Source organism: Clostridium sp. OS1-26 (genome assembly GCF_030915445.1).
Lineage (GTDB): Bacteria > Bacillota > Clostridia > Clostridiales > Clostridiaceae > Clostridium_AM.
Genome location: NZ_CP133264.1, coordinates 3,262,603 through 3,279,301 on the forward strand (window position 1 = coordinate 3,262,603; position 16,699 = coordinate 3,279,301).

Consider the following 16,699-nt stretch of genomic DNA (forward strand, 5'->3'; position numbering starts at 1 on the left):
TCTTTCACCTCATGAACATTTTTTAGATTTATTCTTCATGAGTAAATATTAATATAAAACTTGCTATATTTGTAGTTACCTTAGTTATCAAATAATATATGACTTAAGTAATATATTGCCTAATATATGTACAATGCTATAATGTAAAAAAGGATGTTTACTATAGAGTGAAACTTGAATCAGATGGATTCAAAACTCTACCAGAAGTCAAGAGGTTTAGCTACGACTGGAATAAAGAGAGGTTATAAAAATGTCTGTGTCTAGAAAGTACTTGTTAGTTTTTAAATATTTTTTATTAGTGTCTATATTTATTCGTACTTATTTTTTATATCATAATAAGATTGTTGCTATGATACTATTATTAGTCTTTAGCATTATACTAATGATAAATGACTATATTAGAAGTACTAAATTGGATATAGATTCTAATTATATGTATTTCTCCTTGCTCTTCACCATTTGTGGAGCTGCAGTGTTAACATATTTTGTAAGAGGATTTGGAACTAACGTTTACATATTTTTTCCTTTAGTGGAACTTTTAAAATTAAAAGGAATAAGGTTAAAAACTTTATTTTTGGTGCATTCATTGTTATTTTCAATACTATTGATGTTAGATATAGGAATACCTAACAACTGGGATAGACTTTCAAGTTTAGGTCTTAATCTATTAAGTTATTTTGCTGTAGTTAGCATAGCATACTCTGTAAAAATAATTCGAATAGAAAAAGAAGAAGTAAATCAGTTAAATGAAAAGCTGCAGCTTGCAAATATAAAGCTTCAGCAATATACACTGGAAGTGGAAGAGCTAACGGCTTCTAAAGAGAGAACTAGGATGGCCCAAGAACTTCACGATTCAGTAGGTCATTCCTTAATGGCTCTTATTATGCATCTTGAGTTTACCAAGAAGATATGCGATACAAAGCCTGAGAAAGTGAAAGAAGTATTAACTAAGTCTGAAGGTATTGCAAAATCCAGTATTAGCAGTCTAAGAGAAGCAGTTAATTTACTTAAGGAAGAACGGGAAATAAAAGACTTTAATGCTTCTATTGAGGGGATAATTAACAATTTTAATATGCTTAATAATATAAAAATTAATTTTAATACAGATGAAAATCTGGATAATTTAAGCTCAATTATTAAGAATTCTATGTATAAAACTATTAAGGAATCCATAACTAATAGTATAAAGCATGGAAAAGCAACAGAAATCAACATAAGCATTACTAGAGAAGAGAAATGTATAAGGCTTATTTTAAACGATAATGGAGTTGGCTGTAATAAAATTGTAAAGTCAAATGGATTAATTGGAATTGAGAATAGAGTAACTTCATTAAATGGATCAGTTAAGTACTTTAGTAATGATAACTTAGGTTTTGGTATAGATATATGCATTCCAATATTAACGGAGGAAGTATAAATATGATAAATGTTATAGTGGCTGATGACCAGGAAATAGTAAGAGAAGGAATAAAGATGATTCTAAGCTTGTATGAAGAGATAAACATACTTGGAGAAGCAGGGAACGGGAGACAACTAATTATGCTTCTAGAAAAATTACAACCAGATGTGATTCTTATGGATGTTAGAATGCCGATAATGGATGGGGTAGAAGCCACTAAAATCATTAAAGAAAAATATAAAAACGTAAAAGTAATAATCCTAACAACCTTTAATGAAGATGAGTATATATTTAAAGCAATTAAGAATGGAGCTGATGGCTACCTTTTAAAGGACGCCGGGTCAGAATATATAATTAGAGCAATAAAATCAGTTTATAATGGAGCTATGCTGCTTGATCCCGAGGTAACAGTAAAAGTAGTTAAAGCTTTTAATTCAATTACTGACGAAAAGCAAAGCCCTGATAAATCTGATAAGCTGAAGTATAAGTTAGATGTACTCACACCAAGAGAAATGGATGTTGCAAAGCTAGTTGCTCAAGGTAAAAGTAACAAAGATATTTGCAAGATTCTCTTTTTAACAGAGGGAACTGTAAAGAATTATGTCACAAGAATACTTGAGAAACTAGAGCTAAATAGTAGAACAGAGTTAGCGGTATTTATTAGTCAAGCGGACATATAATATGAATATGTAAAGTATAATAGAAAGAATATTGTAGGGAGCTACTATAATTATGAAGAGACTATTATTAGATTTAATTTATAGATTCAATAATGATGATGTTCCTGCTTTGGGTTATCAGCTTGCATATAATTTAGTTTTATCTTTTTTCCCTTTTATAATTTTTCTTATGACTCTTATAGGACATACTTCCTTGAGCAATAATGAAATACTAGTGGCTCTAAGTAGGATTATGCCAGTAAGTGCTTTCAACCTAATAAGTAAAGCCATTTCTGAGGTGATTACTACCAAGCATAATCAACTTATGTCTTTTAGTTTAATACTTACTATATGGTCTGCATCTGCTGGTTTTAACGCAGTTATAAAAGGCCTCAATAAAGCTTATGGAGTTCCCGAATCAAGAAATTTTATTAAGGTTAGGATTATTTCAATTCTTTGTACTCTTGGAATGGCTTTTATAATACTTATTATGATGTTTTTATTAATATTGGGGCGTATTATATGGAACTATGCAGCTTATAAATTAGGCTTTTCTCATGAGTTGGTTACCTTATGGGCAGTTATCAGATATTCCATAGTTATATCCACTGCTATATTTATTTTTACTGCTCTCTACCGTTATGCTCCATGTAAAAGGCTTACATGGCTGGAGGTTTTGCCAGGATCTCTATTTGCAACTTTTAATCTTATACTTGTATCTGCTGCCTTTGCGTATTATGTAAATAACTTTGCTAATTATTCAGTAGTATATGGCAGTATAGGTGCTATAATTATCCTACTTACTTGGCTTTTTCTCGTAGCCGTTATTGTTATAATAGGCGGAGAAGTAAATGCTTCACTATACCATGAAAATAATAATATAAAAATAACATATTCAAAGACTTTTAAAAGTTAAAAGTGGTACTATGGAGCCCTGAGCTTTTTCGGGGATACAATAACATTACTTATAAAAAGAAGGGTGAAGATAAAAGATGTCAGAAAAAATATTAACAATGAAATTATTAAAAGAAAAATATGGAGTTTGCAGGTTAGATAAAACCGAGTTAATTCCTGAGTGGGCAAAAAATAGTGAGTTTTTCTCTATAACAAAAACCTTAGATGAGTTATCAGTTGTATGTCTTCAAAATGATATTCCTAAGGATATGAAGTGTGAAAAAGAATGGAGAATTTTAAAGATTGAGGGTACATTAGACTTTTCACTTATAGGAATTCTTGCTTCAATTAGTACAATATTAGCACAAAAAGGAATAAGCATATTTGCTATTTCTACCTATGATACGGATTATATTCTTGTAAAAAGTAAAGATATAGATAACGCTATAGAAGCACTTATTAAAGAAGCATATGAAGTTAAAAATTAAGTTAATTAATTTTTAAAAGTTACTCCACAATCTTCTTATTTTGTATCACAAGTGTAGGATTATATTAATCAAGCACTAAGATTCTTTATAGAGTTTATATAATGAAAAGATAACTACCTTGCAAGGATTAGGAGAACCTAATCCTATGCTATTTTTTTCAAGGAACTATAACATATCTTTTTACAAATTCTTAAGTATCATGAGTATATCTAACTATATTAAATTCCTTAGATAAAGCTTCAATAAATTGTTCGTAAAAACGACAATTAATTTTTATGCATGTAGATAAATGTATAGTGTCTACGCCTCTTTTCTTCATTTGATTGGCTCTGTGCAATACTTGCTCTATAGCCTCTTCACTACAGCCATTACAATGAGTAAAACATATTATTTCTGAATTTTTGTCATACTTCTCAAAAGATGCAGTTCTGTCATTAAAAGCTTTAAAGCACCCAAAACTTGAACACATTTTACTTTCATTATAACAATTAATAATACCAATTTTATTCATAATTATAATACAACTCCTTACATAAGTTTATTTTATATTAGGAGTATATCATTAATAATAATAAAAAATCTTCCTGTATTCTACTATCTAATTCTAGAATGCTTAACAATAATTCATAGAGTAAAAATTAAGTACTTTGTTTCAATACAATTTGCAGGTGGCTAGAATATAAAAACCACATTAAAGATAGCTTCATGTGGTTTTTATTTGTAGTTTATATATTGTATTTAAAAATTCATAAGTAAGAATAATTTTGAATAACTTGTAATAAAGATAAAAATGTAGAAATATAGGTAAATTGGTGGTAAAATATCACTATATAAAAAAGGGGAGAACTGCAACGAGAATAAATCTATATAAAGAAATGATATGGGGGAGACTAAGATGATAAAAAATAAATTAATACTTATGCTATGTGCTATAGGAATAACTTTTTCTGCTGCAACTAAGGTAATGGCTTCAGCTGACATTCACCGTGTTTGGGGGAGTGACAGATATGATACTGCCATTGAAATTTCTAAAAGTGGTTGGTCTGATGACTCAGAATACGCTATTATAGCTAATGGAGAAAATTTTCCGGATGCCTTAAGTGCTGCTCCACTTGCAAAAAAATATAACGCACCGATATTGTTAAACTCAGGAACAAGTCTTAATAGTAAGGTAGAGAGTGAACTAAAAAGATTAAAGGTAAAAAAGGTATTTATTATAGGGGGAACAGCAGTTGTGACTAGTGGTGTAGAAAAAAGACTTTCTCAAATAAATATTGAGACTATACGTCTTTATGGACAAGACAGATATGAAACTGCAGTTAAAGTAGCTGAACAACTTGGTTTTAATGGAGAACTAGCGATGGCTTCTGGTGAGAACTTTCCAGATGCAATGTCAATGGCACCAATTGCAGCACAAAAAGGTATGCCTATAATACTTACATCAGGAGAAAATTTACCTAAAAGTGTTAGTAGCTATATAAAGAGTAAAAAGATAAATAAAACATATGTAATTGGTGGAAATGATGTAGTAAGTGATAACATTTTTAATACGCTGCCTAATGCTGAAAGATTATACGGCGATAGTAGATATGATACAAATATTGCAGTATTAAAGAAATTTGAAAATGAGCTCCATTTTAACAATATTTATTTATCTAACGGTGAAAATTTCCCAGATGCTTTAGCGGGCTCAGCCTTGGCTGCAAAGAATTCATCAGCAGTTATATTGGTAAGCGAATACTCTGGACAATCCACCAGAAACTTCGTATCTTCAAAACTAACATCAGTTAGCACCGCTAACATATTGGGAGGAACTGGAGTAGTTACTGATACATTAGCTAAAAGTCTTCTATCAATGAATACAATAATTTTTTCAGATACTGTGGGAGATTATATTTACCAATTAGAGCAATCCGCTGAAGGTCAGTGTAGAATATATAAAACTAAAATTGACGGTTCTGATAGAATCCAAATATCTGACCAATCAACTCAAGTAGTAAACTTTAAAATATATAAAGATATCATGTATTATACAACCGCCTCTAATCAGTTGTATAAAATAAGTCTAAATGGAGGAGAAAAAACTTATATTGCAGATGCATATCCAGATGGATTTGATATATCAGAAGATTGGATTTATTATTTTACTCCTGATAGACATTCTCTATCTAAAATTAAAATAGATGGCAGTGGAATTTGCAAAATAGCAGATGTGTACGGATATTATCCAAAAGTGACAGATGGTTGGATATACTATAACCACATTTTTGATGAAGCATCATCAGTTCCTTATAAAATTAGACTAGATGGTACTAACGACATGCCAGTGAATAGTAAATAATCTTAAAAAAAGTATCGCCGCTTTCCTTAAGTGGTGATACTTTTCTTAATTACTTAGCATTATTTAAAATTTATCCAATATCCTTCTTCTCAAAGCTTTTAATACTCATAAATATAAAAAATACTAAATATAAACATACATAAACCATCATCCATTCACTTGGCGTAGTTGACTTCCCAGGCATACCAAAACCACCTAAAAAATTAAAAGAGCCTAGAGAAGCAAAAATAGTAGATATCATTTTTCTATAAACTACTTCAAAGGGAGAAATTAAACTAGAAATTATTCCAATAGCGGAAAGGGATTCATTATTAGAAATTGACCCTATCTGCTCCATTACCCCGCCAATTGCTCCAAGTATATATATAGCTATTATTAATATTCCATTATTTAAAGTTTTGAATTTAGTACTTCCATAAAGAGTCAGTGCCAATATGGCTAAAGGCTGAAGAACAAAAAACAGGAAGCCTTTAGCGAGTGCTGTTACTCCAAAGGTTTCTACAATAGATATTTTACTTACGGTAGAAATAATAATCACTGCTATGTAAAGAATAGCACTGTATAAAATAATAAGAATAGATGTTCCTAAATATTTTCCCAGTATATATTCTTTTCTTCTAATTGGTTTTGTTAAAATAGTCAAAATTGTTCCATTTTCCACTTCAGAAGAAACTATGCCAATAGATAGCATTACCGTTAGAAATGCTACAAGCATGCTAGAAAAGTAAAAACCAACTATAGAAATAGTAGAAGAAAGATTTAAAATCATATCTATCATGCTATCATATCTAGTGAGACTTTTACTCATAAATTTAATAATAATGGTTAAAAGAATAAGATATAGTATAGTTAATATGCCCATAAGATGAAAAACTTTCTTCCTGTAGATCTCTTTAAAAGTGGAGAGTGCGATAGTAAACATTATTCTTGCCCCCTTTCAACAAGTTTTATAAATAGATCTTCAAGACTATTTCTGTGGGGGGTAAGACCATAGAGCTTTCCACCGCCTTCTATAATTAATGAGGCAACTTCGTGTATCTCACCATTTTCCTTTACATGCATTTTAATGTTTTTTCCATCAAAAATTACATCTTCATCAATCTTTTCAAGCTTATTTAAAATTTCATTGTTTATATTCTCTACATGAATATCTAACATTGTGTCGCCTTCTAAAAGCTCAGCCATTTTTCCTTGCTTTATTATGCTTCCTTTACTAATAATAGCAACACTATCACAAACCATTTCTACTTCACTTAAAAGATGACTGTTTAAAAATACAGTTTTTCCTCTACTTTTTAGTTCCAACATAATATCTCTAACTTCTTTTCTGCCAATAGGATCTAGGGCAGAGGTAGGTTCATCTAAAAAAAGAATATCTGGATCACAAAGAAGGGCACTGGCAATTCCTATTCTCTGCTGCATACCTTTACTATATGTACCTATTTTATTTTTTTCAGTACCCTTTAGATTAACAATTTCAAGAACTTCTTCTATTTTTATAGAAGTAGCCTTCTTATCAAGCTTGTATAATGAGGAGTGGAAGGACAGGAGGTCTAGTCCTGTCATCCATTCTTGATATTTAAAAAGTTCAGGTAAGTATCCTATTTTTTTCTTTGCTTCAATATCTCCAATAGGTCTGCCTAATATACGTGCAGTCCCTGAAGTAGGAAACAATAGCCCAACAAGGGTTTTTATAAAGGTACTTTTCCCAGCACCATTAGGACCTAAAAATCCATAAATTTCACCTTTATTCACAGTGATATTTATATCCCTGCATCCCTTATTATTTTCATATATTTTTGAAAGATTTTCTGTTTCAATTATCAATTATATCACCTCATAGATTTTACAATTTCAATTGCTTCATTTTTAGTCACATTTCCATTAATGCTAAACAAAACATCATCTTTAAGAACTAAGATAGAAGAATAATTTTTTTCAAAACATCCAACGCCTTTCATTCCATCTATATTTATTTCTTCAGAGTGGCTTCCTACGTTAGGAATATATAAAGTACTTTTCCAATCTTTAATAGATTTTAACTGTTTTTGCATCTCTGGAGGCAATACAGAAAGTTCTGAAAGAGCATTGAATATTTCATCAACATTTGCTTCGGCAGGTGCAATGATTTCTGGAACTTTACTTTCTGTTACACTTATACCTTTTTTATTTGCTGCATCCTTATATCTAATAGTTAGCATTCCAGGCATATTTACCGAAAAAGTTTTCCCATCTAACTCTTTAGGAAATACCTTTTTTCCTCCTAGAGATTTAAGGGCTTGATTTACATTTTCTACATTTAGAGTAAAATCAAGCTTTGAAGGTTTTTCTAGAATAATATTTTCCATATGGTTATCAGATGTGCTTTTAGGAACAACTATTGCAAATGGTAATTCTTTTTTTGCTTCATCTATAGTTACTTCCTTTTGCTCGCCACCTTGGTAGTTAACTTTACCTATTTTTTCAATATTAATATCTGTCTTATGCTCACTAAGTGCTTTTTCAAGCTTTTTAACATCATCTAATGAAATATTTACACTTTTAATATCCTTTGCTCTAAAAATTGAAACTCCATTAATAACCGCTGCTCTTATAGGCTTTACCGTAACACAAGTAGTTAAAACAATGGCTGCGCAAGCAGCAGCTGCTATCTTTTTATATTTTTTCATATCTTTAAACACTCCTTTTTTATTATTTACTTCTATATCCATATTTCCTGTTTTTATATGCTTTATATTAAACTCTTTCTTATAATCCTGAAGCTTTCCCATAGAAAATATATTTGTTGAGTTTAACTCTTCATAAATTTTCTTGCATTTTTCACATTGAAAAAGATGCATCTTTACCTCTTCCATTTCAACATCATTAAGCTCTTCGTCGATATATGATTGAATGGTTCCTTCATTTGGACACTTCACTTTTATTTCCCCCTCTCTTCTAATTTTAGGTAGTTCTCTTTAAATTTTGCTTGTGCTCTCGATATAATCGTGCCCACAGAGTTTTTGTCCACTTCTATTACTTCTGCAATTTCACTATATTTATATCCCGAATACTTGAGAAGGAGACACATACGGTCTCTAGGTAAAAGCATATTTAGCACCTTTCTAGTTAAATCTACTTCACAATTATTAATTGCAACTTCTTCAATTGAAACTACGTTATCTATTTCTTTTTCATAAATAACTTCATTTTTTCCTTCATGAATTTTTCTATCTCTCATATAATTATATGAAATATTAGTAGAAACCTTATTTAACCATGCAGCAACGTTGCCATGATCAGGTGGTGAATTATACAACTTCATAAATACCTCCTGTGTTAAATCTTCAGCTACATGCACATCCCCAGTGAGGTAGGAAATTCTTCTGAAAATGGTGTCATAATATTGTTCATATGCAGTTTTAAAATTTTGCTCATTTTTTTTCTTCTTGAAATAATTGATAACACCCATAATTTTGCTTGTCTTCCCCCTCCCAGGTAACATTGTTTAAAAGCTTTTGATTAACATATTCTAGAATATATCTTCGATACCTTTTTCTTCCTCGATTTTGGCATCTATAATATTAACACATAAGTATTAAAAGTTGTGACAAAGATTTTTAAAAAAGATTTTTGTTAGGTATCAGTTGAGTTTAAGCCGAAATCAAGATCGTTAGAGAATAATTTTAAGATTTTCTTAAGATATTTCTAATATGTTCTTAACCTTTATATTGCATAATGAATATACTAAGTAAAGAATTTAAAGAAATATGATAAGGATGGATTTGCTTACGGTTTATTTAAAGACAACCTATTGTATATAAAAACATAGAAGGGAAGTGATTATTATATGATAAGTTATTTACAGAATATTGATATAAAGATGTTGAATCTATTAAATAAAAAATTTCGATGTACAATACTTGATAAAATAATGCCACTGATTACTGCCATGGGTAATGGTGGTATAGTGTGGGTGATTATTTCAATATATTTGATAAATAATGAGAATTATAGAGTTGAAGGTTATATGTTAATTACTTCTCTGATTGTAACAACAATTATTGGTGAAGGGATAATAAAGAATCTAATAAAGAGGACAAGACCCTTTGTTAATATGAAAGAAAATAAACTTCTAATATCAAAACCTATAACATATTCCTTCCCATCAGGACACACTGCATCTTCATTTGCAGCGGCAGGTATATTTATTATGATGAACAATCGATTAAGTATTTTTGTGGTGATTTTAGCTTCATTAATTGCTTTTTCTAGGGTTTATTTAAATGTACATTATCCAACAGATGTTGTTACAGGAATTATTTTAGGGCTTTTGTGCTCTATGTTGGTGATAAATATATTTCACAGTGAAATCATAGACTATTTATATCTTGTTTATAAGTGTTTAATTCATTATTAGCGGATGTAAACTACGGTTGTCATAGGTAAATTTTTAAGAACAATTTAGCCACGCACCTAAATTCAATTGGCGCGTGGTTTTTAAATTGCTAGCGGTTAAAGGATATCGTTGTATTCATAACTTAGAATTCTCTTTTAAAGCATTATAATCAGTGCTTTAAATATTTACTATAATATACGTCTGAACATTTTCAAAGTATAAGGATTATTTACTTTTATAAAAATGTAATGCATAATATAGGAAATAGAGTTGATTATTGAGAGGAATTAATATGAATTTGAACAAAAAGTTTATAACCATTGGTTTAGTACTTTTGACGCTTTCCTGGGTTGCAAATATTTTTTTCTATGAGAAGCACATTCTTAAGGAGACAATATTTATCAAGCATTATTATGACATTCAAAGTGGTATGAATAACGTTCAGTTTTATTATATTCAAGATATTAATTCTCAGGAACAGGTTGCCAATATTGAATTTCCTGAAATAGGACAAGAGTATGTAAGCTTTACTGATAGTGATAGAAATAGCGATAATCGTTATTATAAGCTTAAATGCATATCTGTAAATTTTGGTAGTATAGACCAAAATAAAGTTTCTGATAATCTTAAAAATAAGGTTATTACAAAGGCTAAAGTTACTTTTACAAATGGAAAAGTCATCAACGAAGATATAGGTAAGATATGCTTTTATTATGATAACCAAAATAATACTACTTTAACTATGGCAAATGCTACTTCAAGCAGTGATAACACCGGTTCTTCTACACATAGAGCAACTAAGGATACAAAGGTTACAGGTTTATACACAAAATTTCCTGATGTTATTGAAGATATAGTATCAATGAAAATTAATGGAAAACCATTAAAGGATATTAAATTTCCTTTAGAATTAAAAGCAGGGGATAACTTAGAAGTTAGTTATGAATTTAAATTTAATAAGAATGATATTAGAAGAAATAATGCATATAACTTTCCTATAGATATTCTTACCGAAGATACCGATGGAACTAAGGGACATAGTCTGTTCTTTATGAATTATTGGCTTCAGTCTCCAGGCAAATATGATATTCAATCACTTAGAATAGGCAGGAGGTAGAGTATATGTATGCTTCAAGCTATAATAAATTATTTTGGGCTATGATCTTTATAATTTTTGATATAAACCTTGGATCAATAAACATTTTACCTAACTTTATAGGATATATATTAATTTACTCGGCTTTAAATGAACTTCAGTTGCAGCACAAAATCTATGAGAAAGGTAAGATACCTTCGATTATATTAACTATTCTTACTGTAAAAGATATAATTCATGTCAGTAATGATAATTTGTTATCAGGGCAGTTCGCTCCACCGAATTTTTGGTTGATGGCATTAAGTTCAGTAATTTTAATTATAAATATTTATTTAATATATATAATATGCAAAGGAATATATTTGTTGTGCTTAGAGAGAGGACTGCAGGAATTAAAAGATAGTGCTAAAAATCGATGGATAGCTTTTCTATCAGTATCCATTATTTCTATATTTTATATACCTTTTTCTTTAAATCTTAGTCTGCAATTTAAAAGTGCAATGATAATTTTTGCATTTATTAATATAATAGCAGAACTATCAATTGCCTTTTTATTTAGAAAGTCAACAATTCTACTGGAATCATAATCATAAAGCCAATCAATGATATTTATTCATTAAGAAAAAAGTTAAATAGAAAATAAGAATTAGAATACCAAATAATATAGTAAAAATTAGTCCTTGAAAATTAAAGCTATTAAAGATGACATTTAATAAATACAAAGGATTAGTTATTAAATCCCAACTATTTACCCTTGTAAATCTTCCTAAATAAATTGCGAAACTGCTTAGCATGCAAATTATAAGAATAAAAAGCCAGCCTAAAATATAATTATATTTTTCCTTTATATAGTTGTGCATAATAGATAATGATATAAAACTTAATACTAAACCAATAATTACAAAAATACTAATTAAAAAGAAATCGTACCATATAGCAAAGTCTGAGTTAAAGGCCATTCCATATGCGTTATTTTCATAAAATTTATATTTTGATAGGTGAATAAAGTCTGTTAATATATAAGGTGCATTAGGATAAAAAATAAGCCATAATAGGCCAACTATATATTGACAAAAATTTATTCTAAACTTATAGTTCGTATAAATTAAACTGAAATAAAATGGAAGCCATGCTAAAAAGATATTCCATATTAAAAAAAGGTAGCCTTCAGAGTCAAAGAAAATGACTCTACAAAATACAAATATGCTGGCCATTATGGTTATTACAATAAGTTTTGTAGTTAAATGATATAAGTTTTTATTAGACTGTTTTAAAAATGATAGCATACTTTTTCCTCCATTCCAATATTAAACATTATACCAAAATTATACTTTTTATATACTAATTATAGTACTATTTTAATTGTAGTGTATATAGTCTATGTAAAGTAGATATATCACCTATATCTGATATGGCTTTTGGTTAAAATTGAGAATGTATCATAATTGAGGTAAAAGTGCATTGAAAAAATCCTAAATTTATGTATAATATAAATAGACTTAAATATAAACATGAAAAAAATATAAATGTAAAGGTGTTGTAAATATGCGCAAAGAGGTAGTTTTTAACTAAACTAACTGAATAGGGATTATTTCTAGAAAGTACGTAGAAAAATCTTGAATTGTTCAAGGTTTATTCATGGTGGAATTAATTTTTAAAATTTTGATTCTTACCATGTTTGTTTGTGTACTTCAAAAATAATCATTATTATAATGAGCATGTTACACCTTATTTGCATAGTAGGAAAACCGTGTTCTAAACACGGTATTTTTATGCCTATTTTTGCTGCATTTATAGATATGATATAAGATTTTAATCTATATAACTTAGTGATAGGTTGTATAAATTAAAGCCCTATATTTCATGTTTATATTTAGGTCATATAATTATGAGGCTGTAAGTGAACCTGTGTTCATTTGCGGCCTTTTTTATTTAAGGAGATTATTATGATGATTTATATATTTAAAATATTTAGATTACAAATCATAAACAAATTTTTTCAAAATATAAGGACGGTGGATAATTAATGGTTAAAAAACTTTCAGCATATAAAATTTATTTATTATTTTCAGCTATTACAGCAATGTGTTTTTCATTGGCAGCTACAGTTATGATAGTTTATCATATTGAAAAGGTTCATTTAAATCCACTTCAACTTATACTTGTTGGAACTACACTGGAAGCAGCATGCTTTATATTTGAAATTCCTACAGGTATAGTTGCAGATGTATACAGCCGTAAGCTATCTATTATTATCGGTGCAGTTTTAATAGGATTAGGATTCATTTTAGAAGGTTCAGTTGCTAGCTTTATCTTTATACTTGCAGCGCAGGTAATATGGGGATTAGGTTCTACCTTCGTCAGCGGATCTGTTGAGGCGTGGATTGCAGAAGAAGAGAAAGCTAAGGACTTAGACCAAATATATATAAAAGGAGCGCAAGCAGGACAAATAGGCACAGTTATTGGAATAATACTAAGCACAATAATAGGTAATTTATCTGTTAGGCTGCCTATTATAGTCAGTGGATGTCTATTTATAGTTTTTGCATTATTTTTAGCATTGTATATGCCAGAAAACAATTTTAAACCATCTGCTCCTAAAGATTTAAACACTTTTAAAAAGATGGGGTACACTTTTAAAACAGGATTTAAATTTGTGAAAAGTAAAGTCATATTAATGATTTTGCTTTCTATAACTCTGTTTCATGGTTTATCAAGTGAAGGTTATGATAGACTTTCCAATGCACATTTTCTACAAGATACTACACTTCCACAGCTTGGAAATCTTCAGCCAGTAACCTGGTTCGGTATATTCGGAATTACAGGGATGATATTAAGTGCTATAGTAATGCAGTTTATATCAAAGAAGTTAGAGAAAGAAGATGAGAATCATAGTGGAAAGATATTATTAGCTATAAACATATTTTATGTTTTATGCATGCTAGTATTTGCACTTACAAGAAACTTTAGTTCAATGCTGATAGCTTATTTATTAACCAACATGTTTAGAACTATAAATGAGCCTATATTTAGTGCATGGTTAAATAACCATATCGATGACAATGCAAGAGCTACTATACTTTCTATGAATGGACAAATTAATGCTTTAGGGCAAATTTTAGGTGGTCCAATTATTGGAATCATAGCCACAAAAATTTCTATAAGTATTGGTATAGCAAGCACTTCATTATTGGTAACGCCAGTATTAGTCTTATATGTCATTTCTATAATGATGGACAAAAATGATGCTAATAAGTTTAGAGGGGGAGATGATATATATGAAAACAATTAATATTGGAATTGTAGCTCACGTTGATGCAGGAAAAACAACTACAACAGAAAATCTTTTATACTATAGTGGAGCTATAAAAAACGTTGGTAGGGTTGATTTAGGTAATACACAAACAGACTCAATGGAACTTGAACGTAAGAGAGGAATTACTATTAAATCATCAGCTATATCTTATACCTGGAATAATGTTAAAGTAAATATTATTGATACCCCAGGACACGTAGATTTTATTTCTGAAGTTGAACGCTCTTTAAGTGTTTTAGATGGAGCTGTACTGGTTATATCAGCGGTAGAAGGAATTCAATCACAGACGAGAATATTATTTAACACATTAAAGTCTTTAAAAATTCCAACAATAATTTTCATAAATAAGCTAGATAGAGCTGGGGCAAACTGTGATAAAGTTTTTGAAGAAATGAAAAAGACTATGTCTAATAAAATAGTTAGATTACAAAAGGTTTATGGTCAAGGAAGTAAAGATGTTTATTTAAATAATTTATTTGAAACGAACAGCATAGATGATAGTGTTATTGATGTTTTATCAGATTTAGATGAAGTGTTTTTAGAAAAATACGTTAGTGGAATGGAACCTGATAAAAAAGAGATAGAAGAAAAGCTCTCATTTTATTCAAGAGAAGGAAGTTTATATCCTGTATTTTGTGGTGCTGCATCAATTGGTTTAGGTGTTAGAAATTTATTAGATGGAATTTGCAGCTACCTACCTTTTGCAGATGAAGACTGCAGTACCGATTTAGCTGGAGTAGTCTTTAAGGTTGAAAGAACAAATACAAATGAAAAGAAAGTTTATGTAAGATTATTTGATGGCAAAATATCTGTAAGAGATAAAATAGAGGTGCCTAATAAGGATATTGTAGAAAAGGTGAAGAAAATTAGTGCTTTAGAAAATGGTAAGCTTGTTGAAGCTTCCAGTATAGAAGCTGGGGATATAGGTATTTTATATGGACTTACAAGCTTTCAGGTTGGAGATGTTATCGGCGTCTCTAAAGACAAAATTAAAAATATATCTATAGCTAAACCAACATTAAAAACAACTATTTATGCTATTAATAAAGAAGAAAATGCGGAATTATTTAAGTCATTAACACTGCTTACAGAGGAAGATCCACTATTGGAATTAGGTATGGATGATAATAGCAAAGAAATTTATGTTAATTTATTTGGTGAGGTTCAGATGGAAATACTACGTTCTATACTAGATGATTTCTATGGAATAAAAGTAGAATTTTCAAATATCCAGACCATTTATAAAGAAGCGCCTAAGGGTGTTGGCACTTCAATAATGTGCATGCAGGAAGGGTTAAATCTTTTCTGGGCTACAGTGGGGTTAAAAATAGAACCTGCTAAGAGAGGTGAAGGGCTTAAATATATTTCAAATGTTTCAGTAGGATCACTGCCAAAATCTTTTCAAAATGCAATCGAGGAGGCAGTTATTAAGACAAGTAAACAAGGCCTATTTGGCTGGGAAGTTACTGATATTAAGGTTACACTTACCTGTGGTGAGTTTTTTAGTCCAGCTAGTACTCCAGCGGATTTTAGAAATGTAACTCCTATGGTATTTATGGAGGCGCTGTATGATGCCAAAACTGATTTGTTGGAGCCTTTACATGAATTTGAACTAAGGATTCCTCAAAATGTTTTAAGTAAAGCTATTTGGGATTTAGAAGTTATGAGAGCAACTTTTGATAATCCTGTTATTGCTGAAGATGAATTTTTGATAAAAGGACTAATTCCTGTAGAAAACTCAAAAGAGTATAAGTTAAAAATAGCTTCATATACAGAGGGGAAGGGAATGTTTTTAACAAGATTTTTGGATACAAGGAGGTTCCTTTCCAATTAGCAAAAACTCGCCAAAAAACAACCTATGACCCTTTAAATAAAAAGGAGTATTTACTTCATAAGTTAAATGCAATAAGAGATTAATTACATTTCAGTTATAGATATATCAATACTTAGCTGATTAAAGCATGATTATGCTTTGATCAGCTTTTTTATTTCTAGTTTACGATTTTTTTATACTGGCATTTTTCAATAAAAACACAGAAATTAGTATTAAAAGCAATATAAAAATATTAAGTATCCTGAAAAATTTATATTGACAGAGTGTCTAAAGGGAAGTATAGTTTATTTAGTA

15 protein-coding genes and 1 pseudogene are annotated in these 16,699 nt (G+C 29.6%); 10 read left to right on the forward strand and 6 right to left on the reverse strand.

Translation table 11 applies throughout. From position 1 onward, the window contains the following. The first annotated feature begins 250 nt into the window (after positions 1-250). The 4 genes from RCG18_RS15960 (at position 251) to RCG18_RS15975 (ending at position 3,440) form a co-directional block, all read left to right on the forward strand. Positions 251-1,417 (forward strand): sensor histidine kinase, encoded by a 1,167-nt coding sequence (locus RCG18_RS15960; RefSeq protein ID WP_308037025.1) that lies wholly within the window; start codon positions 251-253, stop codon positions 1,415-1,417. Positions 1,418-1,419: 2 nt separating this feature from the next. Continuing rightward, on the forward strand, positions 1,420-2,079 hold the full coding sequence (locus RCG18_RS15965) for a response regulator transcription factor (RefSeq protein ID WP_308037026.1): 660 nt from the start codon (positions 1,420-1,422) through the stop codon (positions 2,077-2,079). A 52-nt stretch (positions 2,080-2,131) separates the two neighbouring features. After that, positions 2,132-2,974: a YihY/virulence factor BrkB family protein gene (locus RCG18_RS15970; RefSeq protein ID WP_308037027.1), complete on the forward strand. Its 843-nt coding sequence runs from the start codon at positions 2,132-2,134 to the stop codon at positions 2,972-2,974. 76 nt (positions 2,975-3,050) lie between these two features. Continuing rightward, positions 3,051-3,440 (forward strand): ACT domain-containing protein, encoded by a 390-nt coding sequence (locus RCG18_RS15975; RefSeq protein ID WP_308037028.1) that lies wholly within the window; start codon positions 3,051-3,053, stop codon positions 3,438-3,440. A 190-nt stretch (positions 3,441-3,630) separates the two neighbouring features. On the opposite strand, the gene RCG18_RS15980 is transcribed toward RCG18_RS15975, so the two are convergent. Continuing rightward, a complete protein-coding gene (locus RCG18_RS15980; protein ID WP_308037029.1) occupies positions 3,631-3,951 on the reverse strand; it encodes a CGGC domain-containing protein in 321 nt (106 codons plus the stop codon). Positions 3,952-4,335: 384 nt separating this feature from the next. On the opposite strand from RCG18_RS15980, the gene RCG18_RS15985 reads away from it, so the two are divergent. Next, the gene (locus tag RCG18_RS15985) at positions 4,336-5,781 is read left to right on the forward strand and encodes a cell wall-binding repeat-containing protein (protein ID WP_308037030.1); all 1,446 of its coding nucleotides are present in this window, start codon (positions 4,336-4,338) and stop codon (positions 5,779-5,781) included. Positions 5,782-5,851: 70 nt separating this feature from the next. Here RCG18_RS15985 and RCG18_RS15990 read toward each other — a convergent pair whose 3' ends face one another. The 4 genes from RCG18_RS15990 to RCG18_RS16005 are packed head-to-tail and all read right to left on the reverse strand — an operon-like array spanning position 5,852 to position 9,265. Further along, positions 5,852-6,703 carry an ABC transporter permease subunit gene (locus RCG18_RS15990; protein ID WP_308037031.1) on the reverse strand — a complete coding sequence of 284 codons (852 nt, stop codon included), beginning with the start codon at positions 6,701-6,703 and terminating at the stop codon, positions 5,852-5,854. Next, positions 6,703-7,608 (reverse strand): ABC transporter ATP-binding protein, encoded by a 906-nt coding sequence (locus RCG18_RS15995; protein WP_308037032.1) that lies wholly within the window; start codon positions 7,606-7,608, stop codon positions 6,703-6,705. The genes RCG18_RS15990 and RCG18_RS15995 overlap by 1 nt, the downstream gene beginning before the upstream one ends. A 5-nt stretch (positions 7,609-7,613) precedes the next feature. Beyond that, complete coding sequence (locus RCG18_RS16000; RefSeq protein WP_308037033.1) at positions 7,614-8,699, reverse strand: DUF4367 domain-containing protein; 1,086 nt, start codon at positions 8,697-8,699, stop codon at positions 7,614-7,616. Positions 8,700-8,701: 2 nt separating this feature from the next. Beyond that, positions 8,702-9,265, reverse strand: a complete 564-nt coding sequence (locus RCG18_RS16005) for a sigma-70 family RNA polymerase sigma factor (RefSeq protein ID WP_308037034.1) — start codon at positions 9,263-9,265, stop codon at positions 8,702-8,704. Between the two features lie 345 nt (positions 9,266-9,610). On the opposite strand from RCG18_RS16005, the gene RCG18_RS16010 reads away from it, so the two are divergent. The 3 genes from RCG18_RS16010 to RCG18_RS16020 all read left to right on the forward strand — a co-directional run bounded on the left by RCG18_RS16010 (position 9,611) and on the right by RCG18_RS16020 (position 11,842). After that, positions 9,611-10,180 carry a phosphatase PAP2 family protein gene (locus RCG18_RS16010; protein ID WP_308037035.1) on the forward strand — a complete coding sequence of 190 codons (570 nt, stop codon included), beginning with the start codon at positions 9,611-9,613 and terminating at the stop codon, positions 10,178-10,180. A 271-nt stretch (positions 10,181-10,451) separates the two neighbouring features. After that, positions 10,452-11,276: a hypothetical protein gene (locus tag RCG18_RS16015; protein WP_308037036.1), complete on the forward strand. Its 825-nt coding sequence runs from the start codon at positions 10,452-10,454 to the stop codon at positions 11,274-11,276. 5 nt (positions 11,277-11,281) lie between these two features. After that, on the forward strand, positions 11,282-11,842 hold the full coding sequence (locus RCG18_RS16020) for a hypothetical protein (protein ID WP_308037037.1): 561 nt from the start codon (positions 11,282-11,284) through the stop codon (positions 11,840-11,842). Positions 11,843-11,854: 12 nt separating this feature from the next. On the opposite strand, the gene RCG18_RS29100 is transcribed toward RCG18_RS16020, so the two are convergent. Further along, positions 11,855-12,541, reverse strand: coding sequence for a DUF1361 domain-containing protein (locus RCG18_RS29100; protein WP_374118914.1), 687 nt, complete (start codon positions 12,539-12,541; stop codon positions 11,855-11,857). Positions 12,542-13,281: 740 nt separating this feature from the next. On the opposite strand from RCG18_RS29100, the gene tetA(P) reads away from it, so the two are divergent. Together tetA(P) and tet are read left to right on the forward strand one after the other, a co-directional pair. Further along, positions 13,282-14,547: a tetracycline efflux MFS transporter TetA(P) gene (gene tetA(P) / locus RCG18_RS16025; RefSeq protein WP_308037038.1), complete on the forward strand. Its 1,266-nt coding sequence runs from the start codon at positions 13,282-13,284 to the stop codon at positions 14,545-14,547. Further along, a pseudogene (tet, locus tag RCG18_RS16030) lies at positions 14,534-16,488 on the forward strand (tetracycline resistance ribosomal protection protein). Before tetA(P) ends, tet begins: the two are co-directional and overlap by 14 nt. Positions 16,489-16,699 lie beyond the last annotated feature (211 nt).